The organism is Neobacillus massiliamazoniensis (assembly GCF_001048695.1).
GTDB lineage: Bacteria > Bacillota > Bacilli > Bacillales > Cytobacillaceae > Neobacillus > Neobacillus massiliamazoniensis.
Genome location: NZ_CVRB01000003.1, coordinates 135047 through 158390, shown reverse-complemented (window position 1 = coordinate 158390; position 23344 = coordinate 135047). Strand labels below are relative to the sequence as shown.

The following is a 23344-nucleotide window of genomic DNA, read 5'->3' as shown; positions in this document are numbered from 1 at the left end:
TATTAGTAGAATCGTTTATATTTTTTCATTCGCAATTATGAGCTCTATATTCTTTTCGGCTAATATTTTCATCCAATCCTCATGGCAAAGATTATCCGTTATGATCATTGACACATCTGTTAATGAGCACATATGGGCAAAGGTCGTTTTACCAAATTTCGTATGATCAGCCAAGATGATGACTTCCTCAGCACGTTCCATCATTTTTCGGGAGATGCTTGAACCAGTAATATCATAATCGGTAATCCCGTTCCCAACAGATATTCCTCCAGCTGCAATAAAGGCCTTGTTTGCCTTCATAAGCTCAAGCGTTCTTTCCGATAGAGGACCACTCGTGTATTGTTGATTTCGTTCAAATTCACCGCCGACAAAAATAACCCGTCCATTAAATCCTTCCATGGCAAGGAGCATCACGGGAACAGAATGAGTAATCAACGTAATATCCTTCTCCGCTAAATAATGCACCATATCTAGCGGAGTGGTGCCATTTCCAATCATGATGATGTCCCCATCTTCCACAAGGCTTGACGCCGTCTTACAAATGGCTCGTTTTTCCATTTGGTTCATCGTCTTTTTTTGATCAAAAGGTAATTCCCACTGATGAACCGCTGACTTTATCGCTCCGCCATACACCTTTTTAACGATGCCGTCTTTTTCAAGTCGATCTAAGTCGCGCCTAATGGTTTCGTCTGATACCTGAAGGAAATTTGCAAGAATTTTTACTTGAACCTTCTCTTCTTTTTCTAAAGTTTCTAAGATTGTTTTTTTGCGTTCTTCAAAAGATAACGACATTTAGAGGACCACCTACCTTTTCATGAACAGAGTAGAATGCTACTTAGTTCTCTGGTAAAATTTGTCCGCCATCCACTATGATGGTCTGCCCCGTAATAAAACCTGCTTCCATTGAAGCTAAAAATAGTGCGGCATAACCAATATCTTCAACCCTGCCCAATTTTTTCATTGGAATAACTGAGGCCATCTCTCGTAAATAATCATCGCCTAAACCTTCTAAACCTTCCGTTATGATATTTCCCGGTAGAACCGCATTAACCGTAATGTTATCTCCTGCTAATTCTAGTGCTGCTGTTCTCATAAAACCTAACTGAGCAGCCTTACTTGCCGCATAGTGGGACCAACCGGGATAACCTGTAACAGGACCGGTAATGGAGGATGTTAGGATGATTCGCCCGTATTTTGCTTGTTTTAAATATGGAATACATGCCTGAACAGCATGGAATGCTCCTTTTGCATTCGTATTCATCACTATGTCCCACTCTTCATTCGTCATCGTTTCGAGAGGTGCGGATGGAAAAATTCCTGCATTGGCACACAATACATCGATACCACCAAATGTTTCAGCAACCTTTTTGGCCATTTCCTGCATCGATTCCCGTTCTCTTACGTCACCAAGGAATGCTTTGGCCTTTCCCCCTCCGGCCTTGATTTCCGCTGCACAATCTTCTGCCGCTTCTACATCTCTCGCCACGATTGCCACATTCGCTCCCTGCTCTGCAAAAACTCGGGCAATTCCTTTCCCTATCCCTTTACTGCCACCTGTTACAACCACCGTTTTCCCTTTTACCGAATTAAACATAGAAACCACTCCTTTTTTTGAGCTTTTTTAAAAAGCAACAGAATACCACGAAGTTGTTTGCGTAAAGTTGTGGATTGCACTGTCTTGGTGTGGATTTTATTTGTAGTAATTTGTATGAACAAGCGCGTCTTAATATACCCTTTAAGTCTAGAAATACAGTGAGAATCATGAATACGGGAGAATATTCTGTTGAAACCGAGGAACAATATCTATATGTGCAAATATGATTAGGAGGTAATAATCATGGAATTGGTGCCTTATGATCCTTTTAAACATCTACCATACATGAGGAGAGATTTTGATCGTTTCTTTTCAGGTTCCCCTATTTCATTTGAACATGCGGGACATTTAGGTGGAATTCGTGTGGATGTTCATGAAACAGACCATGAGGTAATTGCCACTTGCGACCTCCCTGGCCTTGAAAGGAAAGAAGATGTTGATCTTGATATTGAAAATAATCAGTTACATATCAGTGGCAGAATCAATCGAGTTCATGAAGTAAAAGAAGAAAACATGCACAGGAGAGAGCGCCATGTAGGCCGTTTTCATAGAACTATTACTCTACCGTGCCGCGTTTCTCATGAGGGAGTCTCAGCTACATATAAAAATGGAGTATTGGAAGTAAAAATGCCAAAATTAATTAAAGACGACAAAAAGAAAATTGATGTGCAGTTTCATTAGATACCACTCTTATTTCACTGAAAAGACCGCTCTTCGCGGTCTTTTTACATGTCTCTTATTAAATATTATGGTTCTTAAGCGAAGAGAATGGTAGAGAAATAAATTTTTGGGGAGAAAGTAATTCTAGTCGATGAACTAGCTAGAACGGATGATTACTGCATTTTTTTACGTTCATGATTTCTCGATTTTTTAGGTTTTTCATTCAGGTAGATCTCTTCTACGTTCACGATTTGTCTCTTGCTTTGCTTTTTCGTTTACTTAGACCTCTTCTACGTTCATGATTTCTATGTTTTTTACCTCTTTCATGCACGTAGGCACCAACTACGTTCACGAATTCTTTATTTTTCCTTTTTTACTAACTTTTCAAAAAAGTATTGCGCCAGCATATTGATTCTGTTATATTACATTCAATTATAAATTTTCTTACTTCATTACCTTTTGAAGTGAGGATAGAGGCGCAAAGACCATTAGTACACCGTCTGAGGATGATGAGATCCAGTGACGATGGTGAAAAGGGGAATTTGCCGAAGCTTCAGAGAACCTCATTGTTCTTGAAGCTGGTTCTGTTATTGAAGAAATACAGAACTGTCATATAGGAAACTATATGGAGGGCTATCTCACGCTGAGGAACGATTTATTTTCTGTTTCCAATGCAGCAGCGAACCCTCGTTGCTGCTTTTTTGCGTTGATTCTCTATGGCTTGAACCACCGCTTCATTTTCAAAAAAAAGTAAAAGGGTGAGATTGATGAATTTTGGCCAAGTTTTAACCGCGATGGTTACGCCTTTTGATCAAAATGGCGAGATGGATTTTAACGCTACAAGATTACTCGTCAATTACTTAATAGACAATGGTTCAGATGGATTAGTAGTTGCCGGCACCACTGGAGAGTCCCCTACCTTAACGACGGATGAAAAAGTGAAGCTATTTCAATTTGTTGTGGAAGTTGCTGCTGGAAGAGTGCCGGTCATCGCTGGTACCGGCTCAAATAATACGAGAGCATCAATTGCCTTAACAAAGCTAGCTGAGGAATCGGGAGTCGATGGAATTTTGCTTGTTGCACCTTATTATAACAAGCCATCCCAAGAGGGATTATTTCAACACTTTAAAGTGATTGCCGAATCAACGTCATTACCGATCATGCTTTATAATATCCCTAGCCGAAGTGTTGTCAATATTTCTGTTGAAACCATTGTTCGTCTTTCACAAATCGACAATATTGTATCAATTAAAGAAGCAAGTGGCGATCTTGATGCCATGGCCCAAATCATTAGCCAAACGCCTGAAGATTTTACGCTGTACAGTGGAGATGACGGAATAACGTTACCGGTCATGGCCATCGGAGGAGCGGGTGTTGTTTCCGTTGCTTCCCATGTTATCGGGAATGAAATGCAAGCAATGATCAATCAATTTAAAAATGGTGCTGTTCAAGAGGCAGCTTCTCAGCATCGAGCCCTTCTCCCAATTATGAAAGCATTATTTGCCGCTCCAAGCCCATCACCGGTAAAAGCTGCATTAAATTTAAGAGGGATCCACGTAGGAGAAGTCCGACTACCATTGGTACCATTAAACGAAGAAGAAAAACAAGCACTACAAAAAATACTTTTTTGATCTCAGGGGTGCCTGATACACCGATTCAAAAATGCTTTAATATATAAATAAGTAACTTGAACCATTCCTGAAATCAGGCAAATTTCTTTTTTTCGGGAACCTAGGAGCCTTCTACTTTCCCGAAATCAGGAAAAATCATATTTTTCAGGAATCTAGAGGTCTTCTACTTTCCCGAATTCAGGCAAGTTTTAATTTTTTGGGAATCTAGGGGCCTTCTACTTTCCTGAAATCAGGGGAAATCCTATTTTTAGGGAATCTAGGGGTCTCATACTTTCCCAAAATCAGACAAAATTCTATTTTTCGGGAAACTAAAGGGCTTCTATTCATTCCAAAAAAAGAGACTAACCAAAAAGCCCATTTAAGAACGAACTTTTGATTCAGCCTCTTTAATCTAACCCCACCTATTCCACCTTTACTTTTTCACAAGTGGTGAGCTTGTCCCTTATAAGGACTCCTTAAATATAATCAATCATTACATCATCAAGTGGCATGCGAGTCGTATTGTGGGCAGGTGCAGCTGCCTTCCCAACTGCAATCAAAACGACTGGGAAATACCGCTCAGGAACATTGAATTTTTCTGCAAATTGTTGTTTATTAAAGCCACCCATTGTGACAGTGTCGAAGCCACGATCTTTTGCAATCAACATCAATTGCATGGATAGAAGTCCTGCATCAAAGGAAGCGATATTTTTTCTCACTTCTTCAGAAGCTTGCGGATAAAAATTGGTGCCTTCGATTAACCTTTGCATAGTCACTTCATCTATGTAGCCAGCTTCCAAGGCACTTCCGTAAATTTTTTCTCCACTTTTATACATTTCTTTATCACCCAAAACAGCAATGATTGCTGAGGCTGTTTCAACCTGTTCTTGATTGAAAGCAATCGATCTTAGCTCTTTTTTTGTCTCTTGGTCTTGAATGACGATAAAGCGCCATGGTTGAAGATTACTAGAAGATGGTGCTAGTGTTGCTTCTGATAGTATATCTTTTATTTCTGCTTGAGAAATCTTATAGGTTGGATCATATTTTCTAACGGAGTGACGTTCCTTAATCACTTCAGACAAACTTTTTGTTAACACTGTTTGCATTCCTTATTCCTCCAATGACGTTTAATAACTTACTTTTAGTAAGGACAAAATTATCTTACTATTTGTAAGTACATTTCGTCAACTTTAAAAACATGATATGATGTAAGAGAAAAGTAAAAAGAGGTATTTAACGATGAGTGAACAAATTAAACACAATTGCTTACCACAGTCTGAAAATGAAATGCAGCCTATTTGCGTTAATTTTCATAGTGCCATTGAATTTATCGGCAAACGATGGATGGGTGCAGTTATTTATACTCTGATAAAGGGACCTAAACGATACAATGAAATCATTTCATCGATCCCTGGAATCTCGGATCGACTTTTAACAGAGCGGTTGCGTGATTTAGAAAAAGAAGGATTAATTATCAAAAGAATGATTGACAATTCCCCTAAAAAAGTGGAATATGAATTAACTTCTGAGGGAAAAGGACTGGAAGAAGTGATCCATGTTCTAATGAAGTGGGTTAAAAATCGTGAAAAATCGAGGTAACTGATGCCTGTCCCCTACTTTTCTCTTTGGGTGTCAGGCACCGTTTCTATTGGTATTGCTTATTTCCCTTCTACCACTTCTTTTAATAGTTCATATGAATGTTTTTGTTTTTCTGGGTCGTAGATATACGAAACAGCCATGAGTTCATCCACATCATATTTTCCTTGAAAGTCTGTTAATTGTTTTTTTATCGACTCTTTACTCCCCAGTAACGTCACATTTAACATCGATGTAGCCATTTCTTTTTCCATCGGATTCCACAATTCGTCCATATTTTCAACAGGCGGCCGCAATGGGTTTCGAGTACCACGTACCACATTCAAGAAAAATTGCTGCATAGTGGTGGATAACCATTTGGCCTCTTGATCGGTTTCTGCCGCAATCACATTTAAACACACCATCATATACGGTTTGTCCAAGTATTCAGAAGGCTGAAATCGATTACGATAAATTGAAATGGCTTCTTCCATATATCTTGGGGCAAAATGGGCTGCGAATACATAAGGCAGTCCTAAACTTGCTGCTAGGTAAGCAGAATCCGTGGATGACCCTAGGATATAAATCGGAATATTCGTTCCAACTCCAGGATAAGCTTTTACATAGCTTTGTTGTTCTATTGGACCTAAATAAGTAAGTAATGCACGAACATCATCTGGAAAAGAATGAACAGAATCATGTTTCGTTCTTCTAAGGGCACTAGCGGTCATCATATCTGTTCCAGGTGCTCGGCCTAAACCGAGGTCCACACGATCTGGATAAATGGTTGCCATGGTACCGAATTGTTCGGCTACCACTAATGGTGAGTGGTTAGGCAGCATAATTCCGCCTGATCCAACACGGATGTTCTCGGTATGTTCTAACGTATGTTTAATTAATATAGATGTCGCTGAACTAACTAATGTCGGTGAATTATGATGCTCTGCGATCCAATATCGTCGGTACCCCATTTTTTCTGTGACCTGCGCCAGTTCCACCATCGCATCTATGGCTTGTTTGGAAGTTTGTCCCTCCCTAATTGGAGCCAGATTTAAAACAGATACAGGTATAGGATTCATTACCATGCTAACTCCTTTCTGGGGCAGTTCCCCCTTTGTACTAAATCTATTAAACCGCTGAGGGCAGACCCTACAGCAAAAGTATCTTACTATTAGTAAGTTAATTAGTCAAATTTATTAACTTGGTATGCTGATAGAGAGGAATACAAAGTTTTATATTCTAGCTATTTGTTTTTCTCGTTTTGTTTTACCAATATGCCTTTTTGGTGAAATTTTCAAGCGTCTTCCTCCTCTATTTCTCGCCGATAGGAACGTTTGACTACATTTAAAATGTTTTTTGTAGTTTTATTAAAAAGATTGATCATTTTGAAGTTTTCAAGACCTAAAACGAAAAAGTCAAAAAAAGGGTAATACATATTAGTCATGTATAATATGTATCACCCTTTTCCTTCTTGTTCCACAAACGCGCCCTTTTGCGGAAGATCGAAAAGTGCAAAAGAGCTGCAAAAATGGCTTTTTAGTTATTTATACACATAGGTAAGGGTTTGAAGTTATCACTCCCTTTTCTCCCCGTTCAAACAAGTACGTGCCCTTTCATAGCATCCGGCGCTCCACCTCATCCAAATAAATTTAACCATCAACACTTCTGAAATCGTTATATCTTCCGTGACTCAATTTTTCCGTTTCAATAAGTCGGTGCCTCCATTGGAAGATAAACCTCTTTTAGTCTTACGAGAACCATTAACTGATAAAGATTTACCATGCATGGTTAAATGATTCTTCATTAGTCTAGCGGCTATCCCAACATGTTGATTAGTATCCACCTACAATCTGTGTCTCCCTATTTAGACTATCTTCAATAAACTTTTTTGCTTGCGACACACCATCCTGGTAAAATTCAGGGGTTTCCACAAAATATTCAAAGTATCCACGATGAATTGTAGGCTGAATTGTTTGTACTTTAATCGGTTTGTACTCTTTATACGGTTTAGTTTCTGATTCTGGACGAACCAGCTTATTTCCGTATTCAATAAGTTTATTAATCTGATAAATATCATTAAGCTCTGCATAAAGGGCATTTTTAAATAACATCTTCAATTGAAAGTCTTCGATATCAAAGTAGTTTTCGATTGGGGCCAGAGATTTACCAAGTGGCTCCACTGTCACCAAAATAATCTCGTCGGCTACAACTAACGGAGACAATATCGGATTATATTGATAAGCTCCATCATACTCCCCTTTAAAGTCTCCATATTGAAGCAGCTGTATACATGCTCTCACACCATCCGGAGTTATTGGTTTGATCTCAAAATTTCCCCTCTTAGTTAATTCCATTGTATTCAGAGCACGTTCGTTCACATACAAAACTGCCTGATCGTTATTAACATTATATGCATTCATAACAATTCCTACTTCCTCATTGGTGGAAAAACAATTGGCGATATCATCAAAAAATTGTTGAGGAATTTCAGATTTGTAAACTTTGTTAGGGAAGTAGAAGTTAATCCATTCCTCCAATGTCAAGAAAGGCCAATTGTCACGCAGTCTTTCCAAAATGTTGAGGTAATTAGGAGAAAATTTATTAGGAATGCCAAAGTATGCATATTGCATGAATTTGAAAAAAGTTGGGATTCCATTATCTTCGGATTTAAAATACTCATCATAATATTTTTCAATAGCATTAGGATCTTTTTGTAAAAATAAATATGCTGACAAAATAGAACCGCTGGTAGCTGAAATCAAATCTGGTTTAACACCCTTTTTCCGAAGCGTTTGAAGTACACCAGCCGCAAATGAATTCATTCCCCCAATGCCTTGTAGTGCAAAAGCTAACATAGTGAACCACTCCCAATTGATAAAATTTTGATCTTATCTAAACCAATTCTATACAAAGGGAGTGGATACCTTCTGGTATATAGTTACCAAATTTGCGAAAAATTCTAATATCGAGATAGTTTAGGAGTTCCGTCCTTTTTCAATTAAACTACCATTTAACTGATTAAGGCCAAGAAAAATGGACTGCTAAAACAGTCCATCATTGTTCAAATCTTGCGGCCTCTTGTTGAAGAAGTGAAAATTACTATCGAGTATTTCCTAATGATATTAATTGTATTTTATCTTTGGAATGTGTAATATATTAATTCCTATTCAAATGATAGATTAGTTGCACAACGCCAGAGGAGAACGTTCTTGTATTAACCATTTTTAAATTCAATCTTTGTTTTATATCAATAAACAACGGTTTTCCTTCTCCCAAAATAACAGGGTGAACAGATAATCTAAATTCATCAACAAGCCCTAAATTGATAAAAGTTGTAATAAGACTTGCTCCACCATATAACCAGATGTCTTTACCAGGCTTATTCTTTAATTTATTTACTTCTTCAAGAATATTATCATTTATGAATATTGCTTTACTATCAGTCCCTTTTTGCGTTCTGGAAAACACATATTTTTCTTTACTATAAACTAATTCCCATATTCCTTTTTCAGTGTCAGTATCTTCAATTTCTGGAGTAAATTGTCCCCATAAATCGTAGCTTTTTCTTCCATACAAAATAGTATCAATTTGATTTAAGAAATTAATAAACCCCATCTCAGAATCCATGATGCACCAATCAACTTCCCCATTTTTCCCTTCAATAAAACCATCTAAAGTAACTGCTAAATCTAAAATTATTCTTCTGGATCTTACGTTATTGGCCATAATTCTTCCTCCCTTTAATCATTTAGATATTGTATCTCTCGCCAAGTTTAATATTTCCATTATTTTCAGCATTTATTTCTGAATAAAGTTACTGATGTTATTAAACCTGCCTTAACTTAATAACAATCATCTCAAAATTCCATTATTTCCACAATTAGTTATTCAAGAATATGGTCCGTTTGTTGAACAAGCAGGGAAGGAGATGATCAATCTTTTTTCAAAATGCGTGGTTTTCTTCTATTATAAAATCAACGTTTTCAACACACTTTTAATCAAACTTTATTTCAAACCAACATGTTTATTCATTTTCGATCAAAAAAAATAACCAACATGATGTTGGCTATTTTTTCAAAATCAATACGGATTAGGTTGATAAAAATAATTAGGCTTTTTAATCTCATTTTTATATGGTTTATGATATATATGTGTTGTTGCTGGTGCTAATGGTGGAATGAGCCAAGCCCAATTACCCGTTACTTGCCTTCCCTTGTCTATCTCGATTTCTTCAAACTTTTTAAATTGTTGTGCAGCCGTGTGATGGTCAACGATACTTACCCCATCTTCCTTATAAGAATGCAGGACAGCTGCATTCAATTCTAATAGAGCCCGATCCTTCCATAAAGAAATATTAGTACTGATATCCAATCCCATTAAAGATCCTATTTGTGGAAGCATATTATAACGCGATTCATCTGCTAAGTTCCTTGCCCCTATCTCAGTTCCCATGTACCATCCATTAAAAGGAGCAGCCGTATATGTAATACCACCAATTTCCAGACTCATACTGGAGATAATCGGTACTGCATACCATTTAAGCTGTAGGTCTGAAAACCATTCATATTGAGGATGACGAATAGGTACTTCAAGAACAAGGTTAGCAGGAATCTCAAATAACCTTGGCTGATGATCATTTATCTGGATAACAAGAGGTAATACATCAAATTTGCCATACTTCGGTTCCCACCCTAATTTTATACACGTCTCTGTAAAAGATACCGAGTCGGAATCTCCGATAACACCTTGTTCGGTTTCATACCCTGCGTAGCGAATTATTTGGTGATTCCAGATCCGGACGGAGTGATAATCCTTTTTTTGTGGAAAAATGGTGATCGTCGGGCGTATTCGGCCATAATTCGTTGCCGTTTCAATATGTTCAAATAAGGCTTCAGCAATCTCTTCTTCTTTGTTTACATATCTCTTATCAATTACGTTCAAACTATCCCAAAATAATCTCCCAATACATCGATTACTATTGCGCCAAGCCACTTTGGCTCCATATTCTAATTCCTCTGCAGTATGTTCATAAAAACCTTCGCTTTGTACCTTTTTCGTTATTTCTTCAATTCTTGTCTCTATCTCCTGCTCGGTTTTATTCAACTCGCCATAGCACGATCGAATAAAATCCTCAGCTTCTTTCAGTAAAACATCAAACATTCTATATCCCCCTATGAATCATTATGTTTACATAATACCATAATCGAAACGAACTAAATTTGTCGAAACGATGTCGAGTATTTTGTAAACTACATGGGTGTCAGGCACTCTTTTTCAACTTCAAGACTTCGAATGTTGACGGTCTACATTATATATAAACGCAAAAACCTCCGCAACTGCTTCGTACAGCTGTTCAGGGATGGTTTCATTGATTTGTACCTGACTTAATAGCTCAACCAAGGAGGCATCCTCTTGGATGGGCAGTTGATGCTCTTTTGCTTTTTCAATGATGTTTGCAGCCACCATCCCCTTCCCTTTTGCAACTACCTTTGGTGCAGATTGGATCGTAGCATCATAGGAAAGAGCAACAACCTTTTTCATCTTTTTGTTCATATTTTAATATCCACCCCTTGATAATACTCGCTTAATACATTTGAGGAATTGATGCGTAGAAGGACCATCTTTTTATTTTCTGAGAAGGGAATCACTTTTATAAACGAGAGTTTGTAGCCAAGGTTCTCGAGTTTTTCTTTTAATGTTGGCGTTAGAACAGGAACAATCGATTCTATTTCCTTCGTATCGTTTAGAACTGAAACATGAATCAGCTTATTTTGAATTTGCATATCTACTACGGTTTGCTTCAAATTCTGTAAATCTAGATAAAATAAGATTCGGCAATAATCGGGGTCAATTTTTCCATTCTTTGTTTTACGACCGCTCCATTGCAGCGTGACATCCGTTTGCGTTTCCCTAAATGATATTGGCAGCTGCATCACCATTTGTTGCATTTGTCCAATTGGATCCTGAGCGATTAATTGCATTCCCGTTAAACGATTAAGAACTGGTTCTAATTCCCTTCCGTTTGTCCCTAGCTCATGGATAGCACTCATTAATAGCGGTTTTAAGGAATGAAGTTCTATTAATTTTTGCGTGTTTTTCACTTCTTTTTCGTATTCAAGACCTAATTGATGAACCATAGATTGCAGCATTTGTTTAACGTCTGTACCAGTACTTACTTTGTCTATTATATGATTCTCAAAAATAGTAGCGATCATTTGTTTTAATGGTTCGGTCGTCTTAAATGAGGCGAATTTAGGGTCTTCTAAATATCTTCCTATTTCTTCTAATTGACTTGAAAAGGAGGCCGACTCTTGTACGGCTACTAACGATTGAAAGGTTTGTTTCGTAAACGGTAAATCCTTTTTCATCATCCATTCTAGAGCCGTTATTTCTTGGGATATATCCCCGTCATGATTGATCCAGGTGATGGATGTTCGCAGCTGTTCTTTGGTAAATGGGACATTTCTTTCTAAAAATGACTGTAAAAGCTGTCCAGTGATTTTCGTTTCAGAAAGTTTGAAATGCTCTTCCAACAAATGAGATGGTTGATTTCCTTGTCCCTCAACTACTTTGAGCTGAATTCCATCATCGCCATTAGAACGAACTTCAAACCAGTAATGATCAGTTGTCGATAGAGATGCTTTAACATGAGCCAATAATTTTACATTCCCAATCTGGATAATAGCCGTATCATTAGGGAGAAATTTCTCCACTCGACCATAAAGCAATTGTCCTGGTTTTAAAGAAACTAGCGAACCATTTTGGAAGCTTTCAGTATTAAAAAGGGATTGGAATATTTGTACTGGACTCATTTTTGTAACTCCTTAAACTTCTGGTGAATTTCTATGAATGGAATGAAAAAGCTATTATAAAACTTATTTTGTAGGATGTGAAAAGTTTTACACTATTATCTGTATCGGTAACTATTAAAATAGCTTTAGAAAAAATTGAAAGCTTTATTAATTGAGTTTCGCAAATGATACCGAATTTTTCACAAACGAAACTGATCTATACAAAATTTGATAGCGTGAATTGAAATATTCTGTTGATCCAGTAGAAATTTTCATATCATATGAAAAAAAAACTTAGGGATCTCCCTTCCCTAAGTTTTTTTGCCTATTTCTTTAATACGATTGTATTACTTTTTGAAAGGATTTTTCCATTTGTATCCATGATATTGACGCCAATTTTCATCGTATCCGATGGCTTTGCCATTGGAACGCGGATACCATTTTCATCACCGGAGTCTCTGGCTATATCTTTGCCATTGACATTAACATAACTCTGCGGGGTAAAGTTCTCCCCTTGCACGACCAGCATTTGCTCTCCATCGATCGTCTCTAACTTTGCACCCGTTATTTTTGGGTCTACATATCCTAATCGATAGGTCGGATCCGGTTGAATGGTCTGTTTATCTTTCACTCCGTACATCTTTCCAAAGAGCGTGTCATATTGGAGCAGTTTTAAATCTGAGATGACATTTGGTTTAATATTTTCTTTAGCGAGAAAATCCGGTCTTACAATTTTCGTTAACCCATCATTTTTGTATTCATTTAATAAATAATTCGTCAAATTGTCACCTTGCATGCCGATACGGTCCAAAAGAACGGGTCCAAGTAAGTTTGACCCAATGTGAAGGTTTTCCTTTTTCCCAGAAAAATTGTCCCAAATAAGAAGAGGAGTTGAATACATTCTTAAATATTGATCATAGTCCTGTGGTGCATCTTTATAATAGCCTGCCTCACGATAGACTTTATAATCATCACCTAAGAGCGGTAGATGGTCACCCCAGAAGACGACAATCGTTTTCTTTTTGGTATTTTGCAATTGGGTAATTAGACTTTCAAGCTGTTTGTCAATTTCCGTCAGATTATCGCAATAGGTTTCTAGTTGGTTCTTGGCATCAGGAGTAAAGTCCTGGCCAGATTTTAATTTTACCTCCATGTTGGCATAAGGCTTTTTCCCGGTTGTTGGATAAGGTCCATGGTTTTGCGTCGTAATCGCATAAATGAAATTAGGCTTATCCCTGCCCATATTGATTTTACGCATAATTTCATCTGTTATGGTTTTATCATGGTAAAAGTCCCCATCTGGAATCGGATTTGGCATATATTCCAAACTATCAAAGCGATTAAAACCCAGGTTTTTAAATACCGTATCTCGTGAATAAAACCAATTATGGTAGGTATGAATGGCTGTTGCCTCATATCCGTTTTCTCGAAAAATATAAGGTAAGGCCGGAATTGGTTTCGTAACATAATTGATATAAGGAATCGAACCTACCGGTAAAAATTGCAAAGACATTCCTGTCAATGCCTCAAATTCGGTGTTAACTGTATTTCCTCCAAATACAGGAACGGTCACCGTACCTGACGTATTTTCTTGTTGCAATTTATGGAAAAATGGTAATGGATCTTTATTAAATTCAACATTTTTCATGACCGTGGGATCCCAAAATGCCTCACTCTGAATCATAATGACATTGGGCTTGTCCGAATCGGAGTATGAAGGAGTCGGTATTTTTTTCGTAATCTTTTCGATCGTCTTTTGTGAATAGTTATTAGGCGTTTCAACCTTTAACAGCTTCATATTAAGAAGAAAACCTGCAATAACACCGTCTTGTTGTGTAGTTGCTTTTTGATTCCAACCATAGTATGTAATATCCAGCTTTCGTTTTAATAAGGTATCATCCTGTTTCGTTTCCACATTATAAACACCGATAAAGGTAAAAAACAGCAGGGCTGCCAAGCAGATTTGTATCCAGTTTCTCTTCTTCTGATTCGGAATGATAAAGACAAGAAAGGTCACAAAAGCAATGGCGACCACTGCCCCGACTATCAGCCAAGTAATCAAATTATGCGAGAAGAAACTGGTCATATTTGATGCCTCAGTTGTTAGGAAAAGATCTGGCGGTAATACCGGTTCACCACGGATTTCAACTTTTAATCTACTAGCGATGGCAAGAACAATAAACGGTACCGTTAAAAGAAATGTGAAAATGATACACAATTTCCGACGAAAAATTTGTAACAAACTAAAAAGTAAAAAGACTATAATAAAATTATAGGTAAATGGCTTGGTAAAATTCTTTATCCATATGTATGAATTATTAAAGCTTCCAAGATAAATCCACTCGACGACGAAGATTAATAAAAATACATAAATACCTGTAATGATAAACGAAATTATCGATTTTTTTATCTTATCAATCATGTGTAACTCCTCTCGTTGCTTCATCTAATGAATATTTAGTCATTCATCCAAAAGGATTCAATTAGATGCTTTCTATCTACTTGGAGATGACAGTCATTTTAATTTTTCCAAAAGAACCTTAATTTTCGCTCAAGATCAAAAAGGAAAGTAATGGAAAATAAAAGAAAACTAATTGATTTACTCTTATTATTTGTGTAAATTGGAACTTAGATGCCGAGACAATGCAATATTAAGGATAGATTTTAACTGGCTAAAAAACGAATCGTTATCTCAAATCTTCCTAGAAATATAAAGTAGAAACGGATACGGATCGTATACATGGTAAGCACAATTAGTTAAAACCCTTTTCGAATGGATTGATTAATATTTTCTCTTTTGATTATACCTTTGAAGGAAAAATAACACTATAAACAGAAAATGTCCCTGCATTGTTAGATTTCAATACCCGATAATGAAAATAAAATGAAAAATCAGCACAGAAGAATATTTAAATAGGGATGTTTTCAAGATGAATATAGTATTTTCAAACATGAAATGAATTATTTTACCTATAAGATTGAACCAGCCTACTTTCGGTTTACTTATTTTGATGTAAGCGATAATTTCACTTTCAATAGGCATTTTTTGAAAATGGTTGGTTTTATGACTCACAACTGCCAGCCACAATTTGACGGGCCTTTTTAGGCCATCCAGGAGGAAAGTATTCGGGTGAGCAAAATGTCAGAAATGCAATTTTCAAAGAAATAATTTCGATCATTGATACTGGCGTTCTTTCTTCAAGAAGGGGCAATTGGTGTACTATGCAAAAGACATCTTTAGTTAAAAACATTATTTATAAAATATTACTGAACTTATTTAATATCGTTATTCCTTTATTGATCGGTACGTATGTCTACCGAACACTTGGTGCCCATTCCATTGGAAAGGTACAAATAACAGAAACAATCTATAATTATTTTTTCATTTTTGCGGTTTTCGGTGTCTATCAATACGGATTAAGAGAAATGAGTCGGATCAAGCATGACCCAGTAAAGGTGAATCAATTCTTTTCAAGCATGTTTATCATCAATATAGCGACAAGCCTCATTTCTTTTCTCTCCTATTTACTATTTTCATATGTGGGATATAGAGGGACAGCCTACTTTCCGATTTTAATGATGTATTCCATCAACTTAGTCTGTAATATTTTTTATGTAGAATGGGTAAATGAAGCGATTGAAAAATATGATTTTATCACTGTCAAAACGATCATCATTAAAATAATCTATGTCGTACTCTTGTTTAGGCTTGTTAAAACGACTAATGATTATAAAGAGTACGCGTTTTTATTAATTCTTACGACGGTTCTCAATTATGTTGTTAGTTTCATCTATGTTAAAAGAAAAATTAAACTTGATTTTTCTAACATCACTATCAAGCAGCATATCAAACCATTATTAATAGTAGTTGTTTTTTCAAATGCAAATGTTCTCTATAACCAGCTTGACCGGTTTATGCTGCAGTATATCAGTGACGCAGCAGTCTCCTATTATGTAATGGCACAACAAATGATGGGGATTATCAATACATTAATCCTAAGTATTATTCAAGTAACGATTCCGCGCTTGTCGTATCTATCGGGAAGTAAGGATGAGGACTCCTATCTCATCCTCCTTAACAATATCTCGAAAATTTATTCTGCTTTTCTTTTCCCTGCGTCCATCGGGCTTTTAGTTATATCAAATGCTAGTGTACTAATTTATGGGGGGGCAAAGTTTGCAAGTTCCGGGCCAGTACTGGCTGTATTTTCCATTTATATGATATCGGTCGGAATTGAATCGATCCAATCGAACCAAATTATCTATGTTAAAAGGAAGGAAAATGTACTTGTTAAATTAGTCTTTATCTGTGGTCTGCTTAACCTTCTATTAAAAGTGGGATTACTTCAGATGAAATGGCTATCGCCAACAACAGCCATTGTGACTACTACAATTACCAATTTCTTATTGCTTGCGCTTGAAAATATCTTTATCCGAAAATCATTAAAAATGAACTATTCGCTGTTTAATTTTTCTAAAATCAAGTACCTATATTTTTCATTGCTGTTTATTCCTATTTCTTTCGTCATTAAAATGTTTTTCACCCGTCCAACAATTTATTTTTTTGTCACTATAATGTCTTGTGTGGTTGTGTATGGGGCAATCTTATTATTCACGAAGGACGAGGTCTTGACCTTGATAATTATCAGATTAAGGAGATACTTTAGTAAATATTCTAAGACTTAGAATCATACCATCATGGATCTATTAAGAAAAGAAGAAGCGCCCAGCGAAGTTATCTCTTCGCTGGGCGCTTCAACTATTAATTTATATGGTTATTTTTTCAACTATCAAATGCAAATAGCTTAAGCTCCTCAGGATCATTGGCCAGCTGAACCAATCGTTCAAACTGCAAGCCCACCTTTTCGAGCAGCTTAGCTGAAGCGTGGTTGTCTTGAGTAGTGATCGCCACAATGCGATTTAACCCAAGCGTATCTTTTCCATATGCCATCACCGCAGAAGCTGCTTCATAGGCGTATCCTTTTGCCCAATATTTTGGGTGAAATGCAAATCCAATATCCACATCTTCCAATGAATCTCTTTTTACAAGGCCGCAGATTCCAAGCGGGACTTGATCCTCTTTTCGTTCCACCAAAAAAAGACAGAAACCGGATTGTTCATACATACGAATCGGTCCATTTAAAATATAGGCCCTTGCGTCTTCTATCGTTCTCACACCCCGATCGCCTATAAACTGCAACCAAGAAGGGGTATTCATGAGCTCAAGGATAAACGCCGCATCTTCGGTTGTTTGTAAGCGAAGGATAAGTCGATCTGTTTCAAGAATATTCAAAGGTAATACACCAGCCTTTCAGCATTTTATTCCAGCTAAATATGTGATCCTATTTTAACTTATGCCTTATTTTATCATAAACCTCAAGGATAGTGGGGTTCTTTGAGAAGGTGGTCAATATGTCAATTCCTTCAAAGATAATTTACTAAAGCGAGCTGCGGAATCGCTCATTATGAAAGTCCTTAGGTTAGGGACGTCGATACTTACTTTTAAAAGTTATGGACAATTATGTGACTAAAGTATATTAAATCTTTTAAAATAGGAATAATTAACTAACTTTAGTTTTAAGTGAGCTGAATCACTAACTCGATTTTAATTATTTTATATAATCACTATAGAAATAGAGATTACTGTATAAGGAGTGTTTTATTATGTTAGATCAAAAGACAATCGACATTATTAAATCAACAGTACCTGTATTAGAAAAGCATGGTGAAGCCATTACTACTCGATTTTATCAATTAATGTTTAGTAACCATCCTGAATTACTTAATATTTTTAACCATGCAAACCAAAAACAGAGCAGACAGCAAAGATCACTTGCCGGTGCTGTTTATGCGGCCGCAAAGAATATTGATAATCTTGAAGCCATCCTTCCTGTAGTTAAGCAAATTGGACATAAACATAGAAGTCTTGGAATTAAACCCGAACAATATCCGATTGTCGGAAAACATCTCTTATTAGCCATTAAGGATGTTTTAGGAGAAGCAGCTAATGATGAAATTATTGATGCTTGGGGAAAGGCATATGGCGAGATTGCCAATGCATTTATCAATGTAGAAGCTGAAATGTATGATAAGGCATCCAGTCAGCAAGGTGGATGGGACGGTTTCCGCCACTTTGTTGTTGATCGTAAGGTGAAAGAAAGTGAAGTAATTACCTCCTTCTATCTAAAACCTGAGGACGGAAAAGAAATTTCTTCTTTTCTTCCAGGTCAGTACATCAGCATTAAACTAGAAATTGAAGGAGAGGAATATACACATATCCGTCAATATAGTTTATCTGATGCACCTGGAAAAGACTATTACCGTATTAGTATTAAGCGAGAAGCAGGTACTTCCAATCCTGATGGAATGGTTTCTAACTATCTTCATCTTAAGGTAAAAGAAGGAGACACTCTAAAGGTAAGTGCTCCAGCAGGAGACTTTGTTCTAGATACTAACCGTAACACCCCTGTTGTATTGATAAGTGGAGGTGTTGGTTTAACTCCAATGGTTAGTATGTTAAAAACAGTGGTTGATGTCCAACCTGAACGAAAAGTTACCTTTATCCATGCAGCTGCAAATGGCAATGTGCATGCACTAAAGGAAGAAATACAAGCTTTGTCAGATCTCGAAAATGTTAATTCGTATGTTTTTTACGATTCACCAACCGAAGAAGATCGAAACAACAATCGCTTTGATGTAGAAGGATATGTAACTCGGGATTGGCTTGAAAAAAATGTATCTCTTGAGAATGTTGACTTTTATTTCTGCGGTCCAGTGCCGTTTATGAAAGCGATCAATCGTTCCTTAAAGGATTTAGGTGTAAAAGGAGAACAAATCCATTTTGAATTTTTTGGACCAATGGACAGCCTAGAAGAAACTGATCAAAAAGAACCTGTTACCATTTAACATAAAAAGAAGAAGTGCCAAGTGCATTTCTTCTTTTTTCTTTAATTAGTAAAAGGAAATTTTCAAAAAAACTCATTATTTCCTATTAAAAGCAAGTAAACGATTGAATTTGTCGTAAGCTAATTCCGAAATAAACCCATCTAAAGCCGGTCCAACGGTACCCTGCTACAGAAGTTAGACCTACAAATATTGGATAAAACCAAAATTGCTCAAAACCTCTTAGCCATACATACGTATATCTGAATAAACATCTTCTAATACTACCTGGATCCACTGCAAAGGCTTCTACTTGTTGTTGAGGAACAAATGATGGCGGTGGAGCCGTTGGTGGTCCAACCTGTGGTCCTAGACCCGGTGGTGGAGCCGTTGGTGGTCCAACCTGTGGTCCTAGACCCGGTGGTGGAGCCCCGGGTGGTCCAACCTGTGGTCCCAGACCCGGTGGTGGAGCAGTTGGTGGTCCAACCTGTGGTCCTAGACCCGGTGGTGGAGCCCCGGGTGGTCCAACCTGTGGTCCCAGACCCGGTGGTGGAGCCGTTGGTGGTACCATTGGGGGAAAAAATGTGCCAAATTGTCTTTCATCAACGGTTGTATTATAATAATTCTCCTCTTGGGATGGCGTTGAATAAAAATAAGATTCCTGACTATATGGATTGTTATAATACAAATTTGAATGACTAGGATACATAAAAAAACCTCCTTTACTTTTAATCTTACGTCATCATATTCTCTAGTCATTGTCCTATCAACTTGTACTCTCAAATATGTGTATTTACCTATAAAACAGTTATTTCTTAGTAATTGATATAGATTAAAAAAGCCAAGGCTTTTTTTGAAAAAGCTCTTGGCTGCTACAATCTTTCATTTAAATAAAGAAAGTATTATAGGTATATCCTTTGTTCTCTTACTTTTATGTGGGTTTCATCCAATCTTCTTGAAACATTATGTTATCCGACACGCGACTTAATCCATCTCAAAATTTAGCTTATACACTTTTTTTAAGTATTTAGGAATATCCCAAATACAAACAAGTCCTTTTGGAAGAGAAACCAGCATATTTTCTGTTACATTATAAGTTGTATCTCCTACTGTAATATTCACTTCTCCTTCAAGAACATAGAATGATTCAGTTTCTTCTACTTTCCATGGAGCCTTGTGTGTTGTGTTTTCCCAAGGCTCCCATGTATCAATCCCTAGTTGCTCAAATTCTTGAGTTGAGATTTTTTTAACTACAAAAGCCATAATTCTTCCTCCTCATAAAACTATAATGAATACAAAATCAATTAAATTATTTCTTCAATATCTCTATATTTTTCATTTTCATTAATACTCTTTAATCTATTAAACTCTCTATACATAAAGAAAATAGCTACTATAAATGAAAGTACGTCCGCCACCGGCATTGAGTACCATACACCATTTACCCCCAAAAAATGAGATAGAATATAGAATAATGGTATCGAAAAAATAAAGGATCTCCCAATTGCTATAAATGTTGCCTTAATGTTTTGCTCGATTGCTTCAAAGTAACATGATATTAGCAAAATGATCGCCCCAAGTGGAAAAGTAAAGTTTAACACTCTGGTCGACCATACAGCAATATCTTGCAAAGCAGCGTCTCCTCCTGTAAAGAAACGAACGATTGAATCAGTATAAATAAATAATAATGCTGTAAAGCAAATAGACATTATTAATGTGAATTTTATTCCTAACGAAGTAGCTTCCCTTACTCGATTATAAAGTCTAGCGCCGTAATTATAACTAATTAAAGGTTGAATACCTGTTGTGATTCCCAGAATTAAAAGGATGAGAGAGTTGGCAATATATCCATTTTGAATTGTAAAGGCAGATACATGTAACTCTCCCCCTAAAGAAGCTAACAAATTATTGATGACAATAATGGAGATAAACATAGTAAGTTGAATTGAGAATGAGGCAAAACCAGTGGCATTAACTTCTATAATGTTGCTAAACTTTATTCTAATGTCCTTCAGCTTAGGTTTTAACAAAGTTTTACTAAAAAGAAAATAAAAAATTAGAAGACATGGGAACGACGTACAAATATTATTAGACCAAGCAGAAGCTACTACTCCATATTGAAACTTATGAAATAGAATTAATTCAACAACAGCTGCCAAAATCGATCCAGCTAACCAACTCCACGTGCTAAGTCCTGGTCGTTCATCGAGAATAGCAAGAATACTAAGGATGACCGCTAATACCTGAAACGGGAAAAAAATCCAAGCTTGGTTTCCAAATTGTATTGCGGATGGTAGAGCCGCATCATTCGCACCAAATAAACGCATTAGAGGTTCATTATAGATATAACCAAAGATACTTATAACCGTCGACAAGATCACACCTAACCAGATCGATTGACCAGCAATACTTCTCGCTTCATCGATTTTGCCAGCTCCCAATCTTAGGGCAACAACCGCTCCTGCTCCAACTCCAATAAGTACACCTATAGCACGAGAGAGAACTTGTACGGTATAACCAATACCAACCCCTGCCATCTCTTTTGTCCCCAATTGCCCTACAATATTTCCGTCCACAAATGAAGGAATGACCAAAAAAATGTTACCTAGAATAGCAAGGAGAATATAACGGTAAAACAAACTCTTTATGTTTTTTGTTCCTAATTCCCTTTCTGCAAATGCTTTAGGATTAATAATAGTTTGTTCTTGAACATCTATATTCTTCATAACTTTCCTCCCTTAATTGCATTTGTTAATTAGAAAACCATCCAACAGGGTGTGCCTTATAGCTTACATTAATTTGTTTTCTTTCTGAAAATTCATCAAGGGCAAATATTCCTAAACCTCTTCCGATTCCACTCTGTTTATAACCACCCCAAGGAGCTTGTACCGTTGCTACATGATAGCAGTTCACCCAGGTAATTCCCGCCTGAATTTTTCTGACTACACGCATCGCTTTCTCTATATCTTTACAAAAAACAGCACCAGCCAATCCATATACTGTGTCATTTGCTAATGTGATTGCTTCTTCTTCATCTTTAAATTTTTGAATAACTAATACTGGGCCAAATATCTCTTCTTGAACAATTCTCATATCCGGTCTAGTATCGGTGAAAATAGTTGGTTCAACAAAAAAGCCGTTTTCAAACCCGTTATCTATAATTCTATTACCTCCACAAGCAAGTGTTGCACCTTCCTGTTTTCCTATTTCGATATACCTTAATACCTTTTGCATATGGGCTTCACTAACAAGCGGTCCCATTTCACTTGTATCTTTATTACCTTGACCAATGACAATCTTTTTTGCACGCTCTATCAATCTATCGACAAATTTGTCGTGAATACTCTCTTCAATTAGAAGACGGGACGCTGCCGTACATACCTGACCACTATTAAAGAAAATATTGAATAATGCGTTATCTACTGCAATTTCCAAGTCATTATCAGCAAACACAATGTTTGGCGATTTCCCTCCTAACTCTAATGAAATTTTCTTTGCATTTTCTGCAGCATGACGCATAATTTTCTTACCTGTTTCCGTCCCACCAATAAAAGCCACTTTATCTACCCAATCACTATCTACCATTTCACTACCAACAATATTTCCAGTTCCCAACACTAAATTTGCAACTCCTGCTGGCACACCAGCTTTTTCAATAATTTCGAACAGCTTAACAGCTGTAACAGGTGTGATCTCTGAAGGTTTTAATATTATAGTATTTCCTGCTGCTAGTGCTGGCGCAATCTGCCACGAAGCCATAAGGAGTGGAAAATTCCATGGAACAATAAGACTGCACACCCCTATTGGTTCACGAATAACGATTGTCTGAACTAAGTCGCCGGCATTATACATTTCACCTTCTGGTTGAGTAATAAGGCTTGCATAGTATCGGAAGCAATCAATCGCATTTTGAACATCTGTTTTTGCAGCCAATAACATCTTTCCGTTATTTAATGTTTCAAGCATCGCTATTTCCTCTGCGTTTTCTTCCAACAAATTAGCGATTTTATTCAAATAATTTGCACGAGCTTTAAAAGGAAGTGTAGACCAGACGCCACTCTCGAAGGTTTTACGTGCTATCGATATAGCATAAATTGTATCCTCAGCAGTACCTTCAGCAGCTAATGCAATTACCTTCCCATTTGCGGGATTTTTAACTTCCCTTTTTTCCCCAGATATAGAAGTAATCCATTTTCCATCAATATACATATTAAGTTCCATCATTTTTACCC

21 protein-coding genes and 1 riboswitch are annotated in these 23344 nt (G+C 36.8%); of the genes, 5 read left to right on the top strand and 16 right to left on the bottom strand.

Annotated features, from left to right (window positions below; genetic code table 11):
- Positions 1-15: 15 nt before the first annotated feature.
- Positions 16-792 carry a DeoR/GlpR family DNA-binding transcription regulator gene (locus tag BN1082_RS13530; protein WP_090635140.1) on the bottom strand — a complete coding sequence of 259 codons (777 nt, stop codon included), beginning with the start codon at positions 790-792 and terminating at the stop codon, positions 16-18.
- Between the two features lie 43 nt (positions 793-835).
- A complete protein-coding gene (gene fabG, locus BN1082_RS13525) occupies positions 836-1594 on the bottom strand; it encodes a 3-oxoacyl-ACP reductase FabG (RefSeq protein ID WP_090635139.1) in 759 nt (252 codons plus the stop codon).
- A gap of 243 nt (positions 1595-1837) precedes the next feature.
- Here fabG and BN1082_RS13520 point away from each other — a divergent pair, with 243 nt between their 5' ends.
- Together BN1082_RS13520 and dapA are read left to right on the top strand one after the other, a co-directional pair.
- Positions 1838-2275, top strand: coding sequence for an Hsp20/alpha crystallin family protein (locus tag BN1082_RS13520; RefSeq protein ID WP_090635138.1), 438 nt, complete (start codon positions 1838-1840; stop codon positions 2273-2275).
- A gap of 442 nt (positions 2276-2717) precedes the next feature.
- Positions 2718-2898: riboswitch (Lysine riboswitch) on the top strand.
- Between the two features lie 123 nt (positions 2899-3021).
- Positions 3022-3885: a 4-hydroxy-tetrahydrodipicolinate synthase gene (gene dapA / locus BN1082_RS13515; RefSeq protein WP_090635137.1), complete on the top strand. Its 864-nt coding sequence runs from the start codon at positions 3022-3024 to the stop codon at positions 3883-3885.
- Between the two features lie 455 nt (positions 3886-4340).
- On the opposite strand, the gene BN1082_RS13510 is transcribed toward dapA, so the two are convergent.
- Entirely contained in the window at positions 4341-4970 is a 630-nt protein-coding gene (locus tag BN1082_RS13510; RefSeq protein ID WP_090635136.1) for a nitroreductase family protein, read from the bottom strand.
- 133 nt (positions 4971-5103) lie between these two features.
- Between BN1082_RS13510 and BN1082_RS13505 the strand changes: the two genes are divergently transcribed.
- On the top strand, positions 5104-5463 hold the full coding sequence (locus BN1082_RS13505; RefSeq protein WP_245640426.1) for a winged helix-turn-helix transcriptional regulator: 360 nt from the start codon (positions 5104-5106) through the stop codon (positions 5461-5463).
- 59 nt (positions 5464-5522) lie between these two features.
- On the opposite strand, the gene BN1082_RS13500 is transcribed toward BN1082_RS13505, so the two are convergent.
- The 8 genes from BN1082_RS13500 to BN1082_RS13470 all read right to left on the bottom strand — a co-directional run bounded on the left by BN1082_RS13500 (position 5523) and on the right by BN1082_RS13470 (position 14652).
- Positions 5523-6524 carry an LLM class flavin-dependent oxidoreductase gene (locus BN1082_RS13500; RefSeq protein WP_090635135.1) on the bottom strand — a complete coding sequence of 334 codons (1002 nt, stop codon included), beginning with the start codon at positions 6522-6524 and terminating at the stop codon, positions 5523-5525.
- A gap of 605 nt (positions 6525-7129) precedes the next feature.
- Positions 7130-7282, bottom strand: a complete 153-nt coding sequence (locus BN1082_RS27515; protein WP_176699783.1) for a hypothetical protein — start codon at positions 7280-7282, stop codon at positions 7130-7132.
- The gene (locus BN1082_RS13495) at positions 7272-8294 is read right to left on the bottom strand and encodes a patatin-like phospholipase family protein (protein WP_090635134.1); all 1023 of its coding nucleotides are present in this window, start codon (positions 8292-8294) and stop codon (positions 7272-7274) included. The genes BN1082_RS27515 and BN1082_RS13495 overlap by 11 nt, the downstream gene beginning before the upstream one ends.
- Before the next feature lie 301 nt (positions 8295-8595).
- Entirely contained in the window at positions 8596-9165 is a 570-nt protein-coding gene (locus BN1082_RS13490) for a dihydrofolate reductase family protein (RefSeq protein WP_090635133.1), read from the bottom strand.
- A 354-nt stretch (positions 9166-9519) separates the two neighbouring features.
- Positions 9520-10599 carry a nitric oxide synthase oxygenase gene (locus BN1082_RS13485; RefSeq protein ID WP_090635132.1) on the bottom strand — a complete coding sequence of 360 codons (1080 nt, stop codon included), beginning with the start codon at positions 10597-10599 and terminating at the stop codon, positions 9520-9522.
- Between the two features lie 120 nt (positions 10600-10719).
- Positions 10720-10992, bottom strand: coding sequence for an EscU/YscU/HrcU family type III secretion system export apparatus switch protein (locus BN1082_RS13480; protein ID WP_090635131.1), 273 nt, complete (start codon positions 10990-10992; stop codon positions 10720-10722).
- A complete protein-coding gene (locus tag BN1082_RS13475) occupies positions 10989-12251 on the bottom strand; it encodes a hypothetical protein (protein WP_090635130.1) in 1263 nt (420 codons plus the stop codon). Before BN1082_RS13475 ends, BN1082_RS13480 begins: the two co-directional genes overlap by 4 nt.
- Before the next feature lie 304 nt (positions 12252-12555).
- On the bottom strand, positions 12556-14652 hold the full coding sequence (locus BN1082_RS13470) for an LTA synthase family protein (RefSeq protein WP_176699782.1): 2097 nt from the start codon (positions 14650-14652) through the stop codon (positions 12556-12558).
- Between the two features lie 800 nt (positions 14653-15452).
- Here BN1082_RS13470 and BN1082_RS13460 point away from each other — a divergent pair.
- Complete coding sequence (locus BN1082_RS13460; RefSeq protein ID WP_090635127.1) at positions 15453-16916, top strand: oligosaccharide flippase family protein; 1464 nt, start codon at positions 15453-15455, stop codon at positions 16914-16916.
- Between the two features lie 97 nt (positions 16917-17013).
- On the opposite strand, the gene BN1082_RS13455 is transcribed toward BN1082_RS13460, so the two are convergent.
- A complete protein-coding gene (locus tag BN1082_RS13455) occupies positions 17014-17523 on the bottom strand; it encodes a GNAT family N-acetyltransferase (protein ID WP_090635126.1) in 510 nt (169 codons plus the stop codon).
- Between the two features lie 371 nt (positions 17524-17894).
- Here BN1082_RS13455 and hmpA point away from each other — a divergent pair, with 371 nt between their 5' ends.
- Positions 17895-19136 (top strand): NO-inducible flavohemoprotein, encoded by a 1242-nt coding sequence (gene hmpA / locus BN1082_RS13450; RefSeq protein WP_090635125.1) that lies wholly within the window; start codon positions 17895-17897, stop codon positions 19134-19136.
- 85 nt (positions 19137-19221) lie between these two features.
- Here hmpA and BN1082_RS13445 read toward each other — a convergent pair whose 3' ends face one another.
- From BN1082_RS13445 to BN1082_RS13430, 4 genes are all read right to left on the bottom strand, one after another.
- On the bottom strand, positions 19222-19821 hold the full coding sequence (locus tag BN1082_RS13445; protein WP_090635124.1) for a hypothetical protein: 600 nt from the start codon (positions 19819-19821) through the stop codon (positions 19222-19224).
- A gap of 275 nt (positions 19822-20096) precedes the next feature.
- A complete protein-coding gene (locus BN1082_RS13440) occupies positions 20097-20375 on the bottom strand; it encodes a cupin domain-containing protein (RefSeq protein ID WP_090635123.1) in 279 nt (92 codons plus the stop codon).
- A gap of 41 nt (positions 20376-20416) precedes the next feature.
- Complete coding sequence (locus BN1082_RS13435; RefSeq protein ID WP_090635122.1) at positions 20417-21838, bottom strand: MATE family efflux transporter; 1422 nt, start codon at positions 21836-21838, stop codon at positions 20417-20419.
- A 25-nt stretch (positions 21839-21863) separates the two neighbouring features.
- On the bottom strand, positions 21864-23336 hold the full coding sequence (locus tag BN1082_RS13430; RefSeq protein ID WP_090635121.1) for an aldehyde dehydrogenase family protein: 1473 nt from the start codon (positions 23334-23336) through the stop codon (positions 21864-21866).
- Positions 23337-23344 lie beyond the last annotated feature (8 nt).

Coding starts and splice junctions, on each gene's coding strand:
- BN1082_RS13530 (WP_090635140.1), bottom strand. CDS start 792: ATGTCGTTATCTTTTGAAGAACGCAAAAAAACAATCTTAGAAACTTTA.
- fabG (WP_090635139.1), bottom strand. CDS start 1,594: ATGTTTAATTCGGTAAAAGGGAAAACGGTGGTTGTAACAGGTGGCAGT.
- BN1082_RS13520 (WP_090635138.1), top strand. CDS start 1,838: ATGGAATTGGTGCCTTATGATCCTTTTAAACATCTACCATACATGAGG.
- dapA (WP_090635137.1), top strand. CDS start 3,022: ATGAATTTTGGCCAAGTTTTAACCGCGATGGTTACGCCTTTTGATCAA.
- BN1082_RS13510 (WP_090635136.1), bottom strand. CDS start 4,970: ATGCAAACAGTGTTAACAAAAAGTTTGTCTGAAGTGATTAAGGAACGT.
- BN1082_RS13505 (WP_245640426.1), top strand. CDS start 5,104: ATGAGTGAACAAATTAAACACAATTGCTTACCACAGTCTGAAAATGAA.
- BN1082_RS13500 (WP_090635135.1), bottom strand. CDS start 6,524: ATGGTAATGAATCCTATACCTGTATCTGTTTTAAATCTGGCTCCAATT.
- BN1082_RS13495 (WP_090635134.1), bottom strand. CDS start 8,294: ATGTTAGCTTTTGCACTACAAGGCATTGGGGGAATGAATTCATTTGCG.
- BN1082_RS13490 (WP_090635133.1), bottom strand. CDS start 9,165: ATGGCCAATAACGTAAGATCCAGAAGAATAATTTTAGATTTAGCAGTT.
- BN1082_RS13485 (WP_090635132.1), bottom strand. CDS start 10,599: ATGTTTGATGTTTTACTGAAAGAAGCTGAGGATTTTATTCGATCGTGC.
- BN1082_RS13480 (WP_090635131.1), bottom strand. CDS start 10,992: ATGAACAAAAAGATGAAAAAGGTTGTTGCTCTTTCCTATGATGCTACG.
- BN1082_RS13475 (WP_090635130.1), bottom strand. CDS start 12,251: ATGAGTCCAGTACAAATATTCCAATCCCTTTTTAATACTGAAAGCTTC.
- BN1082_RS13470 (WP_176699782.1), bottom strand. CDS start 14,652: ATGATTGATAAGATAAAAAAATCGATAATTTCGTTTATCATTACAGGT.
- BN1082_RS13460 (WP_090635127.1), top strand. CDS start 15,453: ATGCAAAAGACATCTTTAGTTAAAAACATTATTTATAAAATATTACTG.
- hmpA (WP_090635125.1), top strand. CDS start 17,895: ATGTTAGATCAAAAGACAATCGACATTATTAAATCAACAGTACCTGTA.
- BN1082_RS13445 (WP_090635124.1), bottom strand. CDS start 19,821: ATGTATCCTAGTCATTCAAATTTGTATTATAACAATCCATATAGTCAG.
- BN1082_RS13440 (WP_090635123.1), bottom strand. CDS start 20,375: ATGGCTTTTGTAGTTAAAAAAATCTCAACTCAAGAATTTGAGCAACTA.
- BN1082_RS13435 (WP_090635122.1), bottom strand. CDS start 21,838: ATGAAGAATATAGATGTTCAAGAACAAACTATTATTAATCCTAAAGCA.
- BN1082_RS13430 (WP_090635121.1), bottom strand. CDS start 23,336: ATGATGGAACTTAATATGTATATTGATGGAAAATGGATTACTTCTATA.